This is a genomic window from Vibrio sp. R-1, assembly GCF_035615595.1.
In the GTDB taxonomy this organism is placed as follows: domain Bacteria; phylum Pseudomonadota; class Gammaproteobacteria; order Enterobacterales; family Vibrionaceae; genus Vibrio; species Vibrio cholerae.
Genome location: NZ_WPDC01000065.1, coordinates 1 through 18,777, shown reverse-complemented (window position 1 = coordinate 18,777; position 18,777 = coordinate 1). Strand labels below are relative to the sequence as shown.

At 47.2% G+C, this 18,777-nt stretch carries 20 protein-coding genes; 17 read left to right on the top strand and 3 right to left on the bottom strand.

Going from position 1 to position 18,777, the window contains the following annotated elements; translation table 11 throughout:
- Positions 1-580: 580 nt before the first annotated feature.
- Positions 581-1,690, bottom strand: a complete 1,110-nt coding sequence (queG, locus tag GOU96_RS13035) for a tRNA epoxyqueuosine(34) reductase QueG (protein WP_000386327.1) — start codon at positions 1,688-1,690, stop codon at positions 581-583.
- Between the two features lie 204 nt (positions 1,691-1,894).
- Here queG and tsaE point away from each other — a divergent pair, with 204 nt between their 5' ends.
- From tsaE to GOU96_RS12990, 9 genes are all read left to right on the top strand, one after another.
- On the top strand, positions 1,895-2,359 hold the full coding sequence (tsaE, locus tag GOU96_RS13030; RefSeq protein WP_053034731.1) for a tRNA (adenosine(37)-N6)-threonylcarbamoyltransferase complex ATPase subunit type 1 TsaE: 465 nt from the start codon (positions 1,895-1,897) through the stop codon (positions 2,357-2,359).
- A complete protein-coding gene (locus GOU96_RS13025) occupies positions 2,353-4,071 on the top strand; it encodes an N-acetylmuramoyl-L-alanine amidase (protein WP_000935814.1) in 1,719 nt (572 codons plus the stop codon). The genes tsaE and GOU96_RS13025 overlap by 7 nt, the downstream gene beginning before the upstream one ends.
- 6 nt (positions 4,072-4,077) lie before the next feature.
- Entirely contained in the window at positions 4,078-6,039 is a 1,962-nt protein-coding gene (gene mutL, locus GOU96_RS13020) for a DNA mismatch repair endonuclease MutL (protein WP_053034729.1), read from the top strand.
- Positions 6,036-6,983, top strand: coding sequence for a tRNA (adenosine(37)-N6)-dimethylallyltransferase MiaA (gene miaA, locus GOU96_RS13015; RefSeq protein ID WP_057554935.1), 948 nt, complete (start codon positions 6,036-6,038; stop codon positions 6,981-6,983). The genes mutL and miaA overlap by 4 nt, the downstream gene beginning before the upstream one ends.
- A gap of 171 nt (positions 6,984-7,154) precedes the next feature.
- On the top strand, positions 7,155-7,418 hold the full coding sequence (hfq, locus tag GOU96_RS13010) for an RNA chaperone Hfq (protein ID WP_001051872.1): 264 nt from the start codon (positions 7,155-7,157) through the stop codon (positions 7,416-7,418).
- Positions 7,419-7,450: 32 nt separating this feature from the next.
- The gene (hflX, locus tag GOU96_RS13005; protein WP_000460370.1) at positions 7,451-8,740 is read left to right on the top strand and encodes a ribosome rescue GTPase HflX; all 1,290 of its coding nucleotides are present in this window, start codon (positions 7,451-7,453) and stop codon (positions 8,738-8,740) included.
- Between the two features lie 45 nt (positions 8,741-8,785).
- Entirely contained in the window at positions 8,786-9,973 is a 1,188-nt protein-coding gene (gene hflK, locus GOU96_RS13000; RefSeq protein WP_000312460.1) for an FtsH protease activity modulator HflK, read from the top strand.
- Positions 9,974-9,975: 2 nt separating this feature from the next.
- Positions 9,976-10,956, top strand: coding sequence for a protease modulator HflC (gene hflC, locus GOU96_RS12995; RefSeq protein ID WP_001228766.1), 981 nt, complete (start codon positions 9,976-9,978; stop codon positions 10,954-10,956).
- 60 nt (positions 10,957-11,016) lie between these two features.
- Positions 11,017-11,205 (top strand): DUF2065 domain-containing protein, encoded by a 189-nt coding sequence (locus GOU96_RS12990; protein WP_000084201.1) that lies wholly within the window; start codon positions 11,017-11,019, stop codon positions 11,203-11,205.
- A gap of 40 nt (positions 11,206-11,245) precedes the next feature.
- Here the strand turns inward: GOU96_RS12990 and GOU96_RS12985 are convergent, their stop codons facing one another.
- Both GOU96_RS12985 and GOU96_RS12980 read right to left on the bottom strand, forming a co-directional pair.
- Positions 11,246-11,464: a SlyX family protein gene (locus GOU96_RS12985; RefSeq protein ID WP_001890311.1), complete on the bottom strand. Its 219-nt coding sequence runs from the start codon at positions 11,462-11,464 to the stop codon at positions 11,246-11,248.
- 11 nt (positions 11,465-11,475) lie between these two features.
- On the bottom strand, positions 11,476-12,411 hold the full coding sequence (locus tag GOU96_RS12980; RefSeq protein ID WP_001959751.1) for a WD40 repeat domain-containing protein: 936 nt from the start codon (positions 12,409-12,411) through the stop codon (positions 11,476-11,478).
- A gap of 184 nt (positions 12,412-12,595) precedes the next feature.
- Here GOU96_RS12980 and fkpA point away from each other — a divergent pair, with 184 nt between their 5' ends.
- The 8 genes from fkpA to fusA all read left to right on the top strand — a co-directional run bounded on the left by fkpA (position 12,596) and on the right by fusA (position 18,643).
- Positions 12,596-13,375 carry an FKBP-type peptidyl-prolyl cis-trans isomerase gene (gene fkpA / locus GOU96_RS12975; RefSeq protein WP_114813539.1) on the top strand — a complete coding sequence of 260 codons (780 nt, stop codon included), beginning with the start codon at positions 12,596-12,598 and terminating at the stop codon, positions 13,373-13,375.
- Positions 13,376-13,579: 204 nt separating this feature from the next.
- Positions 13,580-14,296, top strand: a complete 717-nt coding sequence (locus GOU96_RS12970; protein ID WP_000140991.1) for a helix-turn-helix transcriptional regulator — start codon at positions 13,580-13,582, stop codon at positions 14,294-14,296.
- The gene (gene tusD, locus GOU96_RS12965; RefSeq protein WP_000803699.1) at positions 14,293-14,688 is read left to right on the top strand and encodes a sulfurtransferase complex subunit TusD; all 396 of its coding nucleotides are present in this window, start codon (positions 14,293-14,295) and stop codon (positions 14,686-14,688) included. Before GOU96_RS12970 ends, tusD begins: the two co-directional genes overlap by 4 nt.
- Complete coding sequence (gene tusC, locus GOU96_RS12960) at positions 14,685-15,041, top strand: sulfurtransferase complex subunit TusC (RefSeq protein ID WP_001044898.1); 357 nt, start codon at positions 14,685-14,687, stop codon at positions 15,039-15,041. The genes tusD and tusC overlap by 4 nt, the downstream gene beginning before the upstream one ends.
- Before the next feature lie 9 nt (positions 15,042-15,050).
- Entirely contained in the window at positions 15,051-15,326 is a 276-nt protein-coding gene (gene tusB / locus GOU96_RS12955; protein ID WP_000902450.1) for a sulfurtransferase complex subunit TusB, read from the top strand.
- Between the two features lie 184 nt (positions 15,327-15,510).
- On the top strand, positions 15,511-15,885 hold the full coding sequence (gene rpsL / locus GOU96_RS12950; RefSeq protein WP_000201237.1) for a 30S ribosomal protein S12: 375 nt from the start codon (positions 15,511-15,513) through the stop codon (positions 15,883-15,885).
- Between the two features lie 115 nt (positions 15,886-16,000).
- Positions 16,001-16,471, top strand: a complete 471-nt coding sequence (gene rpsG / locus GOU96_RS12945) for a 30S ribosomal protein S7 (protein WP_001138050.1) — start codon at positions 16,001-16,003, stop codon at positions 16,469-16,471.
- Positions 16,472-16,546: 75 nt separating this feature from the next.
- A complete protein-coding gene (gene fusA / locus GOU96_RS12940) occupies positions 16,547-18,643 on the top strand; it encodes an elongation factor G (RefSeq protein ID WP_000101804.1) in 2,097 nt (698 codons plus the stop codon).
- Positions 18,644-18,777: the final 134 nt, after the last annotated feature.

Sequence of the window (18,777 nt, the reverse complement as noted above, 5' to 3'; positions counted from 1 at the left end):
CCCCGCAACCAATTCTTTAAAGAGAGACTGTGCTCATGCGCAGATTTTTCTTTTTTAGGGTGTTTAGCATTTTGCTAAAGCTCTTTCTATAATGCTGTGAAGCATCATCTCAGTGAGTCATTCATTGCGCGTCAGCTCAATAATATCGCTCCCATGTATCAAATATTCTCTTTTCAAGCAGCCGAAAGCGTACCCGCTGACTACGGATCTCGCTTACTTTGGTGTGTTCATTAACAGAGTTATCCACAAAAAAAATCTGTGGATAAAACAGTTGATAAACTCTGTATCTTAGCTTTTCAAGTTGACTTCTCTGAGGATCTTTGCTTGCTGATAAGGTCTTTCTTAGTGAGGGTTTATGATTAAGTTATTGTTTTTTATTAACTTATCGTTTTTCTCTCTGAGCAAAAAATAGAGCTCTAAGATCATTGCAGTCTAAAAACTTGATCCTAGTCATTTACCTAGGTTGTGATTAACTTTTTTTAGCGATAGAAAACAGCGTCTGATTAAAAATGTTGTCCACATAGCGCAAATTGGGATGGGCATCAAACAATCATTTCCTTAATTATGCAAGTTGCTCTATTCATGCATCCCTTGGCAGCCCCTTTTCAATAATGCGAATCAGGCGAGCATGCTGGCGAGGTGTGGCGGTCTTTTGGGTTTGCTCCTCCAAAGCCCAATGAATATGCTCATCAAGTAATTCACTTTGCCCCAGATGACGTTGGAGTGTATCGATAATCCGCGGAGAGTAAGGAGCGTTGCCCATAGCAATGATCAAATTGCGCCGCCACTGTTGGTGACCAATTCGCCGAATGGCTGAGCCTTCCATATTTTTCAGGAAAGTCGCCTCATCCCATTCAAATAACACTACTAAATCCGCATTGTTGAGACTTTGTCGGCGATGAAAGTCACTTTGCTGAGTTAAAGGGGCCAAGCGATTCCAAGGACAGACGAGTTGGCAGTCATCACAACCGTAAATTCGGTTGCCCATTGCGCGTCGAAACTCCAAGGGGATAACCCCTGAATACTCAATGGTGAGGTAAGAAACACAGCGTCGTGCATCCACCACGCCTTCGGCAACGATGGCATTGGTTGGGCAGCTTGTTATACACGCTGTACACTTGCCGCATTGATTTTCGCTCGGTTCATCAACGGGTAAGGGAATATCAACCAGTAATTCCCCCAAGAAGAACCAAGACCCGTTCTCTTTATCTAAAATCAGCGAATGTTTTCCTGTCCAACCTAATCCCGCTTTTTGTGCCAGAGGGCGTTCAAGAATCGGGGCGGAGTCGACAAAAGGACGGTAACCCAGTTTTCCCACTTCTTGTTCGATTTTTTCCCCCAGTTTTTTGAGCTGGTTTCGAACAAGCTTATGGTAATCACGTCCTAAAGCGTAACGGCTGATATAAGCTTGGTTGGGATCGCTTAAGTTGGAAGCAAACTGCGCTTGTGGTGGGAGATAGTTGATGCGAGCACTGATCACCCTAAGCGTTCCGGGTAAGAGTTCTGCAGGGCGCGCGCGCATCATGCCGTGCCTCGCCATCCAATCCATTTCACCGTGGTAACCTGCGTCTAGCCAAGCCTGCAATGCTGGTTCATGTTCACTCAAATCGACGTCGCAAATCCCGACTTTTTCAAAGCCGAGTTCGATCGCCCATTGTTTGATCTGATTTGCCAGTTGTTGGTAGTCCATGTCGGGTACTCAGGATAAGGGGCGAGGATCTTAACGGATCTTTTTGCCCTCTTCTAGCGTTAATCCTTGTGAGAGCTTGCAGGATCTACGATATTTTTCGCTTTGTTAACAGAACAGATCTTGTCTCTCAATTCCAACCCAGTTTACTATTCCAGTTCTTTTGATTTCTTTATAGTCAACAAAGACCCTGTCGAGAAAAGCGTAATGAACAGCAAGATTTTTCCCCTAAAAGATGAGCAAGCTACGATTGAATTAGGTCGTGCGCTAGCGCTGATATGCTCACAACAGACAACGCTTTATCTGCATGGCGATCTTGGCGCGGGAAAAACGACTTTCAGCCGAGGTTTTATTCGTGCCTTGGGCCATCAAGGTAACGTCAAAAGCCCAACCTACACACTGGTTGAGCCATATCAACTCGGTATGTGGCAGGTCTATCATTTTGATCTTTATCGTTTAGCGGATCCTGAAGAACTCGAATTTATGGGGATTCGTGATTACTTTAGTGCAGATGCCATTTGTTTAGTCGAGTGGCCAGAAAAAGGGCATGGACTATTGCCAAATGCGGATCTTGATATCGATTTGCGTTACCACGGCGAGCAGCGAGTTGCTACGCTGACAGCCAATAACCACTATGGATGCGACCTTTTGAGTCAGTTGGAGTTATGTTGAACGTTAGCCGTTTTGTATTCTTACTCTTTGGATTCGTTTTACTCGCGATCGCTCCTCAAACTTGGGCGAACGTTTTGGAAGGCGTGCGCGTGTGGCCTTCTCCTGATGAGACACGAGTGGTATTGGATGTCAAATCCGAGGTGGATTACAGCTACTTTACCCTCAGCTCTCCTGAGCGCTTGGTGGTTGACCTCAAACAGAGCACCTCTCGCGCTAAGTTACCGGTTAATGTCACTGAAAGTGGCATTTTATCGAAAGTTCGCGCTTCATCTCCCCCTGAAAAAAGTACATTTCGTTTGGTGTTTGAGCTCAAACAAAAAACAACGCCAACCTTATTTAAATTAGCTCCTACACCCGGTGGTCAATATGGCCATCGTTTAGTGATTGATATGCCACATGGCAAAGTGAGTGAGAGCTCTTCCGCCAGCACACCGAGTTCACCCGCGCAAGTCAGTAAAGATGCCTCTCAACTCTTAGGGAATGACGATATTGTGGTGGCGATTGACGCGGGACATGGCGGTGAAGATCCCGGTTCCATTGGTCCTACACGCAAATATGAAAAAGACATCACCTTGAGCGTGTCTAAAAAGTTGGCGGATCAACTCAATGCAGTGCCGGGAATGAAAGCGGTACTGACTCGCCGTGGTGACTATTTTGTAAATCTGAATAAACGTACGGAAATCGCGCGCCGTAGCAAGGCGCACCTTTTGGTTTCGGTGCATGCGGATGCGTTTCATACTCCACAGCCGCGCGGGGGATCGGTGTTTGTGCTGAATACCCGCCGTGCCAATACCGAAATTGCCCGTTGGGTGGAAAATCACGAGCAACAATCTGAATTGCTGGGCGGTGCTGGCGAAGTACTTTCGAAAACCAATAACGATCGTAACGTTAGTCAGACCCTACTGGATCTGCAGTTTAGCCATTCGCAAAAAGAGGGCTATAAGGTCGCGACGAATATTTTGCGTGAAATGGGCAAGGTAGCGCATCTGCATAAAACCGAACCCGTTAATGCAAGTTTGGCGGTATTGAAGTCACCAGACATCCCATCGGTACTGGTGGAAACGGGCTTTATCTCTAACCCATCAGAAGAAAAATTGCTGATTCAGCGCAGTCATCAAGATAAGTTAGCTCGCGCTTTAGCCACGGCGATTGTGCAGTACTTTGAAGATAATCCGCCAGAGGGCACACTGTTTGCCAACCGAGGTAAAGCGCAGAAACACAAAGTGCAGCGTGGTGAATCAATTGGTCTGATTGCTAACCAGTATGGGGTCAGTGTCGATGCTTTGAAAAAAGCCAACAACCTCAAGTCTTCGACGATTTCGGTTGGGCAACTGCTGACTATTCCAGCTTCTTCAGCACCAAACCCAGTACCTGTTCCTGTGATGGCAAATCCTGTAGAAACGGAAACTATTACCCACGTGGTAAAAACGGGCGATTTTCTCGGTAAACTTGCCACCACCTATAAGGTTTCAGTGGCCTCGATCAAAAAAGAGAACAATCTGAAATCGGATACTCTAGTGCTCGGGCAGAAGCTGAAAATCACGGTGAGTTTAAAAGATAAGCCGCTGCGTAAGCACAAGGTGCAGCGCGGTGAATTCCTGAGCAAAATCGCTGATCAATACAATGTTAGCGTTGATAGCATTCGCCAAGCCAACCAGCTACGCTCTGACCAATTGTTGGTTGGGCAGCAACTGATTATCCCGAATAAATAAGCGCTCATGACGATTCGAATCCTACCCGCCCGTTTAGCCAACCAAATTGCAGCGGGTGAAGTTGTAGAAAGACCGGCTTCAGTAGTCAAGGAGTTGGTGGAAAACAGTTTAGATGCCGGAGCCACTCGAATTGATATTGATATCGAGAAGGGGGGCGCTAAGCTCATTCGTATTCGTGATAATGGTTCGGGTATTGATAAGGACGAACTAGGGCTTGCGCTGAGTCGTCACGCGACCTCTAAAATTCACACCCTCGATGATCTGGAAGCGATCATGAGCCTTGGTTTTCGTGGCGAGGCCTTAGCCAGTATTAGCTCAGTCTCACGCTTAACCCTTACTTCGCGCACGGTAGCTCAAGAAGAAGCGTGGTCTGCCTACAGTGAAGGCCGCGATATGGCGGTCAAGTTACAGCCCGCGGCTCACCCCGTGGGTACGACTGTGGAAGTGCTGGATCTCTTTTTCAATACCCCGGCACGGCGTAAATTTCTGCGCACCGAAAAAACCGAATTTACCCATATTGATGAGCTGCTCAAACGAATTGCTCTGAGCCGTTTTGATGTCAGCTTTACTCTGCGCCATAACGGAAAAATCGTGCGTCAGTATCGCGCTGCAACGACTTTACCGCAGCAGGAAAAACGTTTAGCTGCGGTGTGTGGCAACCCGTTTGTGCAACATATGTTACGCATTGAGTTAGAGCACCAAGGGCTTAAACTGCATGGCTGGATCACCACACCCGAAGGAGCGCGCCAGCAGAGCGATCTGCAATACTGTTACGTAAACGGCCGGATGATGCGTGATAAGTTGATCAATCATGCGATTCGCCAAAGCTACGAAACCAGCTTACGTGCCGATCAATTTGCTACCTATGTGCTGTTTATTGAACTCGATCCTCATCAAGTGGATGTCAACGTCCATCCAGCCAAGCATGAAGTGCGCTTCCATCAAGCTCGCCTCGTTCATGATTTCATCTATCAAGCCTTAAGCAGTGCGCTAGTACAAAGTGCGCAGGTGATGGCTCCGACCATTAATGAAGGGGCGTTTCATTTACCTCACTGCACGGAAGAGGTGAATCCTCCGGTTGTGCCGATGATCGAGACCACGCAACAAGAAAGAGTGTGGCAAGCGGTGCAAAATACGCCAGATTATCCGCGCAAAGCTCCACGTGATAACGATAGGGATGAGAGCGATAATCAGCAGGTTAGAGAGCGAGCGGTCAGTAATCCTTGGGTCGCTTCACCCAAGACTGCAAGTACTGGCAAAGAAAGATATGGTTCGGCATCCGTCAGCAAAAAAGAGGCCGCGGTTTATCAAACCTTGATGCAAACTCCCGATTTATCGGATGAAGAACCGAGTACTGCCAGTACCATCGTCTCATCAATTGAAGCCGTCAAGGCTAATATTGCTATCGAAAAACTGGGTAAAGCGATCCAAGTGGTCGCGGGACAGTACCTGTTGATGAGTAGCCCACAAGGCTGTGTGCTTATCTCGCTATACCAAGCTCAGCAACTCAAACTGCGTGGATTACTCAATGCTCAGCATGGTGCGCTGAAAGCGCAGCCACTGCTGGTGCCACTCGCGCTAAAACTGAATGAATCTGAATGGCAAGTGGCGCAGCGTCATTCATCGGCCCTGTTGCAACTGGGTATTGAGCTGAAATCGCGCACCAATCACAGCATTATGGTGATGGCGGTTCCGCAGCCGCTGCGTCAGCAAAATTTACAGCAATTGCTGCCGGATCTGTTATCTTACGCGGCGAGTTGTTCGGAAAGCCAAGCCTTGAGCCATCAAGCGTTGGCGGATTGGTTAACTCAACGCATCGTTGTAGAAAAAAGAGACTACACTTTAGCCGAGGCGATCGGCTTGATCGCAGAGCTGGAGCAGCTCTGGCAAGGCAACTTGCCTTTGCAAGACCCGCATTTTATTACTTTGGTGGATTTTTCCGCCTCAATTACAGCATTACACTCATGACTCAAAAGTTACCTCTCGCCCTCTTCTTAATGGGCCCAACGGCCTCTGGCAAAACGGATCTAGCCATTCGCTTACGTCAGAAATATCCGGTGGAGATCATCAGCGTCGACTCGGCACTGATTTATCGAGGGATGGACATAGGCACCGCAAAACCGGATGCTCAAGAGCTAGCACTCGCACCGCACCGTTTGATCGATATTCTCGATCCGAGTGAAGCGTATTCGGCTGCCGATTTTCGTCGTGATGCATTAAAAGAGATGGCGGATATCGTCGCTCAGGGCAAAATCCCACTGTTGGTGGGAGGTACAATGCTCTACTTTAAAGCCTTACTCGAAGGGTTATCACCACTACCTGCCGCGGATCCCGTGATTCGCCAGCAGATCGAACTGGAAGCTGAAAAGCTTGGCTGGCAGGCGTTACACGATCAGTTACAACAGATTGATCCCGTCTCAGCACAGCGAATTCATCCCAATGATCCACAAAGATTGTCGCGGGCATTGGAAGTTTATCGAATTTCAGGTAAAACTCTTACTGAACTGACGCAAACCAAAGGGGAAGCAATTCCTTATCGGGTGCTGCAGTTTGCAATTGCTCCCAAGGAAAGGACAGAACTCCATCGTCGGATTGAACTTCGCTTTGAGAAGATGGTCGAATCAGGGTTTGAAGAAGAGGTCAAAGCATTATATGCCAGAGACGATCTTCATCCGGATCTTCCTTCGATTCGCTGCGTCGGTTACCGACAGATGTGGGATTACTTAGACGGTCATGGAACCTTAGATGAAGCGATTTATCGCGGCATCTGTGCCACCCGTCAATTGGCCAAGCGACAGATCACCTGGTTACGCAGCTGGGATGATTTAACTTGGTTAGATAGCGAAAACGTTGATCAAGCCGTTGAAACGCTCTCGAATGCGATAGCTTCCAACGAAATAAGCTGTGTATAATGTGATCGCTTTTGCGTGATGTACCCCGGAAAGGATCCGCTATTGGTACTCTGTTGAGCATCAGTAGCAACGGGGATTTTGATTCGTTTAGCTCAGATGCAAGGCTGCATATAATTCTGCTGCACCGCTAGCTAAATAATTACTAGAAAAGACAAAATAAGGAAAAACAAAATGGCTAAGGGGCAATCTCTACAAGACCCATTTCTGAATGCACTACGTCGTGAACGTATCCCTGTTTCTATCTACCTTGTGAACGGCATTAAACTGCAAGGTCAGATCGAATCATTTGATCAATTTGTGATCTTGCTGAAGAACACAGTAAACCAAATGGTTTACAAGCATGCGATTTCTACTGTGGTTCCTGCTCGTCCAGTTAGCCACCACAGCGGCGACCGCCCAGCATCGGATCGTCCAGCAGAGAAGTCTGAAGAGTAATTCTTTGCATAATTATTTAAGGAGTTGATCGCTTGTTTGACCGTTATGAAGCCGGTGAGCGAGCCGTACTTGTTCATGTCAACTTCACGCAACGGGGTGAGTGGGAAGATCTGAGCGAATGTAAAATGCTCATTTCTTCCGCAGGGGTGACAACACTGCATGTGGTAACAGGCAGTCGTCAGACCCCTCACCCTAAATATTTTGTTGGTGAGGGCAAAGCCCAAGAAATCGCTGAAGCAGTGCAAATGCATGGTGCTAACGTGGTGATTTTTAACCATGCTCTTTCTCCTGCCCAAGAACGTAACCTCGAAAGACTATGCCAGTGTCGTGTGATTGATCGCACAGGCCTTATCCTTGATATTTTTGCTCAACGTGCTCGTACCCATGAAGGTAAGCTACAAGTCGAGTTGGCTCAGCTGCGCCATATTTCGACACGCTTAATTCGTGGTTGGACGCATTTGGAAAGACAAAAAGGCGGGATTGGTTTACGTGGGCCGGGTGAAACCCAGCTTGAAACTGACCGACGTTTACTGCGTGAACGAATTAAAGCGATTTTGCGCCGCTTAGAAAAAGTGGCCAAACAGCGTGAGCAAGGGCGCCGTGCTCGTAGCCGTGCAGAAATTCCAACCATCTCGTTGGTGGGTTATACCAACGCAGGGAAATCAACCCTGTTTAACCGAATCACTGAAGCCGGTGTGTATGCGGCGGATCAGCTGTTCGCAACGCTTGATCCTACCTTGCGTAAAATCGATCTAGCTGATGTCGGCCCGGCCGTTTTAGCCGACACAGTAGGTTTTATTCGCCATCTTCCGCATGATCTTGTTGCGGCTTTTAAAGCGACGTTACAAGAGACACAAGAAGCTGACATTTTGTTACATGTTGTTGATGCCAGTGACGAACGCTTTCGTGAGAATATCCAAGCGGTAGAGACTGTTTTACAAGAGATTGATGCTCATGAAGTCCCCACTTTGTTGGTGATGAATAAGATCGATAATCTCGAAGAGCAATCTCCACGTATAGAACGGGATGATGAAGGCGTTCCGAGAGTAGTGTGGATCTCTGCCATGCAGGGCGCGGGTATTGAGCTACTCTTTGAGGCATTGAGTGAGCGTTTGGCTAGCCAAGTGGTGGAGCATCACTTACGTATTCCGCCGCGACATCAAGGACGTATCCGTAGCACATTTTTCCAAATGAACTGTATTCAACAGGAAGAGTATGATCCGGAAGGCAATTTACTGATCACTGTGCGGATGCAACAGGTCGATTGGGCTAGACTAGAAAAACGAGAGCAAGCAGATTTATGTGACTTTATAGTTACTTAAAGGACTGCTAGAGTATAACGTCATATCAAATGATGGAGTTTTCTAATGGCGTGGAATGAGCCTGGTAATAATAACGGCAACAATGGCCGCGATAATGACCCATGGGGGAACAACAATCGCGGTAACAAAGGTGGCCGAGATCAAGGACCGCCAGATTTAGACGAAGTGTTTAATAAACTGAGTCAAAAGCTGGGGGGCAAGTTTGGTGGCAAAGGTGGTAAAGGCCCTTCGTTTTCCGGTGGCGGTGCGATTGGCTTTGGTGTCATTGCAGCTATCGCTGTTGCGGTTTGGTTCTTTACTGGTTTTTATACCATCGGTGAAGCTGAGCGCGGCGTTGTGCTACGCCTTGGCAAATACGACCGCATTGTTGATCCGGGTCTGAACTGGCGTCCACGCTTTATTGATGAAGTGACACCAGTCAACGTGCAAGCGATTCGCTCTCTGCGCGCCTCTGGCTTGATGCTGACCAAAGATGAAAACGTGGTAACGGTATCGATGGATGTGCAATATCGTATTGCCGATCCATACAAATACTTGTATCGCGTGACCAACGCGGATGACAGCTTGCGTCAAGCAACGGACTCTGCGCTTCGTGCCGTAGTCGGTGACTCACTGATGGATAGCATCCTAACCAGTGGTCGTCAGCAAATTCGCCAAAGCACGCAGCAGACACTCAACCAAGTCATCGATAGCTATGATATGGGCTTGATGATTGTTGATGTGAACTTCCAGTCGGCTCGTCCACCTGAGCAAGTAAAAGATGCCTTTGACGATGCGATTGCAGCCCGTGAGGATGAAGAGCGTTTCATTCGCGAAGCGGAAGCTTACAAGAACGAAATTTTGCCTAAAGCCACAGGCCGTGCTGAGCGTCTGAAGAAAGAAGCGCAAGGTTACAACGAGCGCACCATCAATGAAGCGCTCGGTCAGGTTGCTCAGTTTGAAAAGCTGTTGCCTGAATATCAAGCTGCACCGAAAGTAACCCGTGACCGTCTCTATTTGGATGCGATGGAGCAGGTGTATAGCAATACTTCAAAAGTACTGATTGATTCTGAATCGAGCGGTAATCTGCTCTATCTGCCGATTGATAAGTTAGCGGGTCAAGACAATAAAACGGCGCAGCCGCGTCCAAATAAGTCTTCATCAGCCTACGATCAAATTGAGCTTGAATCACAAACGACAGAAACGAATACCGACACTCAGTCGCGTAGCACCACACGTCAAGGGAGATACTAAGAATGCGTAAGTTATTAATCCCTAGTATCGTTCTGATCATCGCTGCTTTATTGATGTCGATGTTCGTGATCCCAGAGGGCGAGCGCGGAATCGTGATCCGTTTTGGTCGAGTGTTGAAAGACAATAACGATCTGGCGAGAATTTATGAGCCGGGTCTGCATTTTAAAATGCCACTGTTTGATCGTGTAAAAACCTTAGATGCACGTATTCAAACCATGGATGGCCGTTCAGACCGTTTCGTGACGTCCGAGAAAAAAGACGTGATCATCGATACTTACGTTAAGTGGCGTATCGAAGATTTTGGCCAATACTACTTGGCAACCGGTGGTGGTAATGCGTTGACCGCAGAAGCCCTATTGGAGCGTAAAGTGACTGACGTCTTGCGTTCTGAAATCGGTGCGCGTGAAATCAAGCAGATCGTTTCTGGCCCTCGCAATGTTGCCGTATTACCTGAAAATGCAGATTCTTCTGAATTGACGACGGAAGCGGCAAAAGAAGCGATGGAGATTGATGGTCAGCGTGATCAAATCATGTCTGAAGTACTGAACGATACTCGTGAAAGTGCGATGAAAGACTTAGGGGTATATGTGGTCGACTTCCGTATGAAGAAGATCAACCTACCGGATGAGATCAGCGAATCTATCTATCGCCGTATGCGTGCGGAACGTGAATCGGTAGCTCGTAAGCACCGTTCACAAGGTCGTGAAAAAGCGGAAGTGATCCGTGCGCAAGCCGAGCTTGAAGTAGCAACCATTCTTGCTGAAGCAGATAAGACGGCGCGTGTGACTCGTGGTACTGCAGATGCAGAAGCCGCGAAGATTTACTCGGATGCTTATAAGAAAGATCCTGAGTTCTTCAGCTTCCTGCGTTCACTGCGCGCCTACGAGAAATCGTTTAACAGCAAAAATGATATTCTGGTATTGGATCCAAACAGCGAGTTCTTCCAATACATGAATAATGCGAAAGGCGCAGCCGCCAAGTAAGCATGAGTTAACGTTATTCATTCAAGGCTCCGTAAGGGGCCTTTGTTATTTGGAGTCAATATGTCGCAGACACTTTGGGTGGCACTAGGTTTAGTGTTGATCGTTGAAGGGCTAGGACCCTTATTCGCGCCGAGAGGATGGCGTCAGATGGTGGCACAATTGAGCTTACAACCGGATAATCAGTTGCGGCGCATCGGCGGTTGTTTGGTGGTGGCTGGTGCGGTGATAGCCTACGTTTTCGCTCGTTAAGATCGCGAATTACGTAGGCTGCCAGTGGAAAATGATTCCATCAGTAGTGTGGAGGCGGCGTTTCGTGCGCAGGATCCGCTAGAGTGGAAGTGTCCATATTTTTGACTTTACCGACCACGTATTTCATCTGATCTTGCATCTTGCTGAGCAGCAGTTGCTGCTGGGTTAAGGCATCATTAAGAGTTTCGATGGTTTGCTCTTGAAAAGCTAATTTGCACTCTAAATCTTCAATGCGCTCTTGAAGTTGGGTTAGCGACATCTCTTGCATTTTCAGTTCTCCATTCGCCAAGCTTGAGCGATACCCGCAGAGCTGCCCGCTACGGCGCGCTGTTGGGCGTCAAAAGCCGCATCATACACGACAGCTTGAGTAGGACCGTGATCTTTTTTGTTTTCAGATTCGAAGCTGGCGATTTTCTTACCATCTTGCGTATTCCATACTTCGACTAATCCAGAGGGAGTTCCCGTGATCAGCTTTCTTCCATCATCAGAAAAGCGAGCGGTGGAAAAAATCAGTTGGCGTCGAAAACTCTGTAACTGGATGGGCTTGCTGTCTGCGGTGAGATCCCAAATGAGCGCTTGATTGCCACCATCTGAAGTAAACGCCAGTTTACCTTCTCGTTGTAAAGTGACCCGATTGACTCGCTGCTCATGTTCAAATTGGCGAACGATTTGCCCAGTCTTGGTATCCCATAAATAAGCGTGATAGTCATTGCCTCCGGTGAGCGCATAGCGTCCATTGGCAGAGAGCGCGACAGAATTGACTTTTTCACGGTGAGCAAGGAACTCCATGCGCCGCCCACTGACTAAGTCAACGTAAATCGCTTTGCCATTGGTCAATCCTAGCAGTACCTGTTCACCATCACTGGAGAGATCAACATCGCGGATCAGCCCATCGGTAATCGACCAAAGTCCTTTGCCTTGGGTCCAAGCGAGATCCCAAACTGCAAAGTTATTCTGGCTTGCGGTGACTGCGAAACGTTCGCTATCCGCGATACGGATCACGGAAACAGGGTTAGCTTGTGGATCTTGCGCGCCAAGATCGGCAAGTTTCTTATCTTGCAACAGATCCCATAGTACTAACTGCTGCTGCTTGGAATAGATAAGAGCAAATCGGCCGTCACGACTTAAGCCAAAGGCGGTTGAACCTTCAGGGGCTAAGTCCCATTGCTGCTCTGCTTGGTGGGTAAAAAAACAGCCACTTAACATTAAGATGACAAGCAAAGCGCAGAGTGAGTGATAAATTCTTCGCATCAAGTCGAATTATCCGTTTGTTGTGTAAAGACAATCATGAAACATATCGCTATATTGGTACAACTCTTTGTTGTGCACCAGTTGGTTGCTGGTTTTTGTGCACAACGCCAAAAGGATTACCTCATAATTGGAGAACCCGATGAAATCACTTTTTAAAGTGTCACTGCTGGCTGCGACGGTAATGCTCGCGGTTGGTTGTCAGAAAGAAGAAGCACCAAAAACCGAAACCACGTCTGCCGCACAAACCGCAGCAGCGAAAACGGTTGAGTTCAAGTCTGAAGATGATAAAGCGGCGTACGCAATTGGCGTATCGTTTGCAAACTATCTTAAAACCAGTATTGAGAAGCCAAGTGAAATTGGCATCGATCTGAACAAAGATCTGGTACTGAAAGGTATTGAACATGTGTTTGCTGGCAACCCAGAAATGAGCGAAGAAGAGACACGTGCTGCGCTTGAAGCGTTAGATAAGCGTGTGGCTGAAACCATGCAAGCCAAAGCCGCTGAAAAAGCAGCAGAGAACAAGAAGAAAGGTGATGAGTTCCGCGCCCAATTCGAGAAAGAGTCCGGTGTTGTGAAAACACAATCGGGTCTGCTGTATCAAGTGATGACACCAGCAGAAGGTGATAAGCCAAAAGATACCGATACTGTGCAAGTTCACTACAAAGGTACCTTGATTGACGGTTCGCAATTCGACAGCTCTTATGAGCGTGGCGAGCCTGCGACTTTCCCTCTAAACCGTGTTATCCCTGGCTGGACCGAGGGTGTACAACTGATGTCAGTCGGTTCTAAGTTTAAACTGGTTATTCCGCCTGAACTGGCTTACGGCGAGCAAGATACGCCAACCATTCCTGCCAACTCAACCTTAGTGTTTGAAGTGGAATTGTTGAAAATTGAAAACGGCAAAGACGCTGCTCAGTAATCAATAATCCCGGGCTCGATGTTGAAACGAGCAGAGGAATAGAAGAAGGCCTGACGTTGTGCAGGCCTTTTTGTATGCGCGGATTCTAATAAGAACTTGTCCTAAATCACTTGTTGGTGATATTGCAGAATCGTGGTTTAAAATTTTCTGATAAACTTACAGCAATTTGTTGATTTTTCATTCTAAGGTTTAAGCACAGTGACAATGACAGAAACCATGAATGTCGATTTACTGCTTGAGATGGAGTCTGTGCACGTAAAGCCGTTTACGGAGCACGATAAAGTGATTCTGCGCTCTTACGAGGCGGTAGTTGATGGCATCGCGAGCCTGATTGGCCCATTTTGTGAAATCGTTCTGCACTCGCTTGAAGATCTCAATACATCGGCGATCAAGATTGCCAATGGTGAAAACACAGGTCGTCAAGTGGGATCGCCAATTACCGATATGGCCTTGAAAATGTTGCGTGATATAGAAGGATCTGAGCGTAACTTCTCCCGTTCTTATTTCACGCGCGCCAAAGGTGGCGTATTGATGAAATCGATCACAGTAGCGATCCGTAACGGTGAGAATCGAGTGATTGGTCTACTCTGTATCAACGTCAACCTCGATGCGCCTTTCTCACAAGTACTGAAATCGTTTATGCCAACTCAAGAAGCGCAAGAGGCGGCCTCTTCGGTTAACTTTGCCAGTGATGTGGAAGAGCTGGTGGATCAAACAGTTGAACGTACCATTGAAGAAATCAACGGTGATAAGTCAGTCTCGAACAATACCAAAAATCGTCAAATCGTGATGGCGTTGTTCGATAAGGGGATTTTCGACATTAAAGATGCGATCAACCGAGTCGCCGATCGGCTGAATATCTCTAAACATACGGTGTATCTCTATATTCGTCAGCGTAAAACTGAGGATGATGAGAAGTGAAACCACTCACTTACACCTTAGTCGTGAACGGGCCACAATACGGTACGCAATCGGCCCGCAACGCCTATCTGTTTGCTAAAGCGCTGATTGAGAAAGGACATATTTTAAAAAGCGTGTTCTTTTATCAAGACGGTGTGCTTAATGGCTCGGCAACGCATGTACCAGCCAATGATGAGTTTAACCTGCTACAAGGTTGGCAATCTCTTGCTCAATCCCATCAAGTACAACTTGAAACTTGTGTTGCAGCAGCGCTGCGCCGTGGTGTTGTGAGTGAGCAAGAAGCGTCGCAACACGGCTTAGCGAGCGATAACCTCGCGGCTCATTTCACTCAAGCGGGACTGGGCAGTTTGGCACAAGCATTACTGGAGCAAGATAGGGTGGTGCAGTTTTGAATAAAGTCGCATGGGTATTTCATACGCCGCCTCATGGTAGTGCGTCAGGGCGAGAAGGCTTAGATGCCATTCTTGCGACGTCGGCCTACAGTGAAGAACAAGCCCTATTTTTTGTTGGCGAAGGTGTGTTGCAGTTGGTCAATCATCAGCACCCCGAATCGATTTTAAGTCGTGACTATATTTCGGCATTCAAGCTTTTGGATCTCTACGACATTGAAGCGCGTTATGTCTGCCAACAGAGTTTGGTTAGCTGGGGGTTGAGTGAACAAGATTTACTGATTGAGGTGGAAGTGGTTGATGCCCAAGCTCTGGCGCAGTTACTGCACCACTACGATCAGTTACTGACTTTCTAAGGAGCCCCTATGCTACATATTGTTAAGCACTTAGAAAAACTCCCTTTGCTTAGCGCTTATTTACTCGATGGTGATGTTGTTCTATTGACGGAGAATGCTGTCTACGCGGCGGCAGTACATTCACCATATCAAGCGAGTATTAACGATCAGAACCTATGGTTGGTGCTTTATGAGGATCTGCATGCGCGTGGTTGGCTAGAAAAGTGCGATCCGCGTATTTCGGTTGTCACCATGAGTGACTTTGTTGATTTGACAGTAACTCATGATAAATCAATAACCTGGTAGGTTGTCTTTTCCTAATTATCCTGAGCAGAACAACGCTCACACAGGATCAGTAAAAAAGATCTGTATATTTCTTGACACACATCCCACTGCTGCATAGAATTTTGCGTCCCTATTTGTGCAAACTGTTTGCATGGAAGGGATAGATTTTTCACAAGCTTACTTTAAGTAAATCAGGAGCTAGTTAATGGCAACTATTAACCAGTTGGTTCGTAAGCCACGTGCTAAGCAAGTTGTTAAAAGCAACGTGCCAGCACTAGCTGCGTGCCCACAAAAACGTGGTGTATGTACTCGTGTTTACACTACTACACCTAAAAAACCTAACTCAGCACTTCGTAAAGTATGTCGTGTACGCCTAACTAACGGTTTTGAAGTTACTTCATACATCGGTGGTGAAGGTCACAACCTACAAGAGCACAGTGTTGTTCTGATCCGTGGTGGTCGTGTTAAAGACCTCCCAGGTGTTCGCTACCACACAGTTCGTGGTGCACTTGACTGTGCAGGCGTGAATGACCGTAAACAAGCTCGTTCTAAGTACGGTGTGAAGCGTCCTAAGTCTTAATGCCCTTCTTCTTATGAGAGAAGCGTTAAGTAAGGCCAAACACTAAAATTAAATTTTAATTTTGAAAAAACTGAAAAGTTTTGGATAACCTGAAGAAGACAACGGAGAATATTCCATGCCACGTCGTCGCGTCATTGGTCAGCGTAAGATCCTTCCAGATCCAAAGTTCAAATCTGAACTGCTGGCAAAATTCGTTAACATCCTTATGGTTGACGGTAAAAAATCTACTGCAGAGAAAATCGTTTACACTGCACTAGACACCATGGCTGAGAAATCTGGTAAAGATCACTTAGCTGTATTTGAAGAAGCTCTTGAAAACGTTCGCCCAGCGGTAGAAGTTAAATCTCGCCGTGTTGGTGGTTCAACTTACCAAGTGCCAGTTGAAGTACGTCCAGTACGTCGTAATGCTCTGGCAATGCGTTGGTTGGTTGAAGCTGCGCGTAAGCGTGGTGAAAAATCTATGGCTGCTCGTCTAGCTGCTGAAATGCTGGATGCGGCTGAAAACAAAGGTTCTGCTGTTAAGAAACGTGAAGACGTTCACCGTATGGCAGAAGCGAACAAAGCGTTCGCTCATTACCGCTGGTAATACCTTCTGTGCTGCGAGGTTCTCTCGCAGCACATTTCTATTTTCTAAGGTTGACCTTAGTAAGAGGATACAATCGTGGCTCGTAAAACTCCTATTGAGCGCTACCGTAACATCGGTATCTGTGCTCACGTAGATGCAGGAAAAACAACCACTACTGAGCGTATTCTGTTCTACACTGGCCTCTCTCACAAAATTGGCGAAGTTCACGACGGTGCTGCGACTATGGACTGGATGGTCCAAGAGCAAGAGCGTGGTATTACCATTACCTCTGCGGCCACCACCACCTTCTGGCGTGGTATGGAAGCGCAATTCCAAGAACATCGCATCAACATCATTGATACCCCTGGACACGTTGACTTTACGATCGAAGTAGAGCGTTCACTTCGTGTGCTTGATGGTGCAGTGGTCGTATTCTGTGGCACATCAGGTGTTGAACCTCAGTCTGAAACCGTTTGGCGTCAAGCTGACAAATACGGCGTTCCACGCATGGTATTCGTCAACAAAATGGACCGTGCCGGTGCAGATTTCTTACGCGTAGTAGGCCAAATTAAACATCGTCTTGGTGCGAACCCTGTTCCTATCCAACTCAACATTGGTGCAGAAGAAGAGTTCAAAGGTGTCATCGACCTTATCAAGATGAAAGCCATCAACTGGAATGAAGCCGATCAAGGCATGAGCTTCACTTATGAAGAAATTCCTGCGGATATGCTTGAGCTTGCCCAAGAGTGGCGTAACCACCTTGTGGAAGCCGCAGCCGAAGCCAGTGAAGAGTTGATGGAAAAATACCTTGAAGATGGTGAACTTAGCGAAGTAGAGATCAAACAAGCTCTGCGTCAGCGCACCATCAACAACGAAATTGTTCTCGCAGCTTGTGGTAGTGCGTTTAAGAACAAAGGCGTGCAAGCAGTTCTGGATGCGGTGATTGAGTTTCTACCATCACCAACCGATGTTCCTGCGATCAAAGGTATTGATGATCGAGAAAACAGTGTTGAGCGTCATGCTGACGATAACGAACCGTTTTCTTCACTCGCGTTTAAGATTGCTACCGATCCTTTTGTTGGCTCGCTGACCTTTATTCGCGTCTACTCTGGAGTGGTTAACTCGGGTGATGCGGTTTATAACTCAGTGAAGCAAAAGAAAGAGCGCTTTGGTCGTATCGTACAGATGCATGCTAACAAGCGTGATGAAATCAAAGAGATTCGTGCGGGTGACATCGCTGCGGCTATCGGCCTGAAAGATGTGACTACGGGCGATACTTTGTGTGATCCGAATCATGTTGTGATTCTGGAGCGTATGGAGTTCCCTGAACCAGTAATTCAGATCGCAGTAGAGCCTCGCTCTAAAGCTGATCAGGAAAAAATGGGTATTGCTTTAGGTAAACTCGCAGCAGAAGACCCATCATTCCGCGTTGAGACTGACGCTGAGACGGGTCAAACGCTGATTTCTGGTATGGGTGAGCTTCACCTAGATATTATCGTCGATCGCATGAAACGTGAGTTTGGTGTCGATTGTAACGTAGGTAAACCTCAGGTGGCTTACCGTGAAACCATTCGTGGTAAATCGGAAGTGGAAGGTAAGTTCGTTCGTCAGTCAGGTGGTCGTGGTCAATACGGTCACGTATGGCTGAAAATTGAACCTGCTGAGCCTGGTCAAGGTTTTGTCTTCGTTGACGCAATCGCGGGTGGTGTGATTCCAAAAGAATTTATCAACCCAGTTGCGAAAGGTATCGAGGAGCAAATGAACAACGGTGTGTTAGCGGGCTATCCAGTGCTGGATGTCAAAGCTACCCTGTTTGATGGTTCATTCCACGATGTCGACTCCAGCGAAATGGCGTTTAAAATCGCTGGTTCTATGGCATTCAAGAAAGGTGCGCTTGAAGCTCAACCTGTTCTTCTTGAGCCGTTAATGAAAGTTGAAATAACCACTCCAGAAGACTGGATGGGTGATGTTGTGGGTGACTTAAACCGTCGTCGTGGCATCATCGAAGGTATGGATGAAGGCCCTGCGGGACTGAAAATCATCCACGCTAAAGTCCCACTGTCTGAGATGTTTGGTTATGCAACTGACCTGCGTTCTGCCACACAAGGCCGTGCTTCTTACTCTATGGAGTTTGCTGAGTACGCTGATGTGCCGAAAAATATTGCTGACGCAATTATCGCAGAGCGTGGTTAACCGTTGTTTGGTTAATAACGAATCTATTGCGCTGACGTGAGTTGGCGCATAAAATAGCAATTTCTGGCGCGCCTTGGGTACTGCTTACCCAAAGCGAATCATAACTAGGAAGGAACACGATCGTGTCTAAAGAA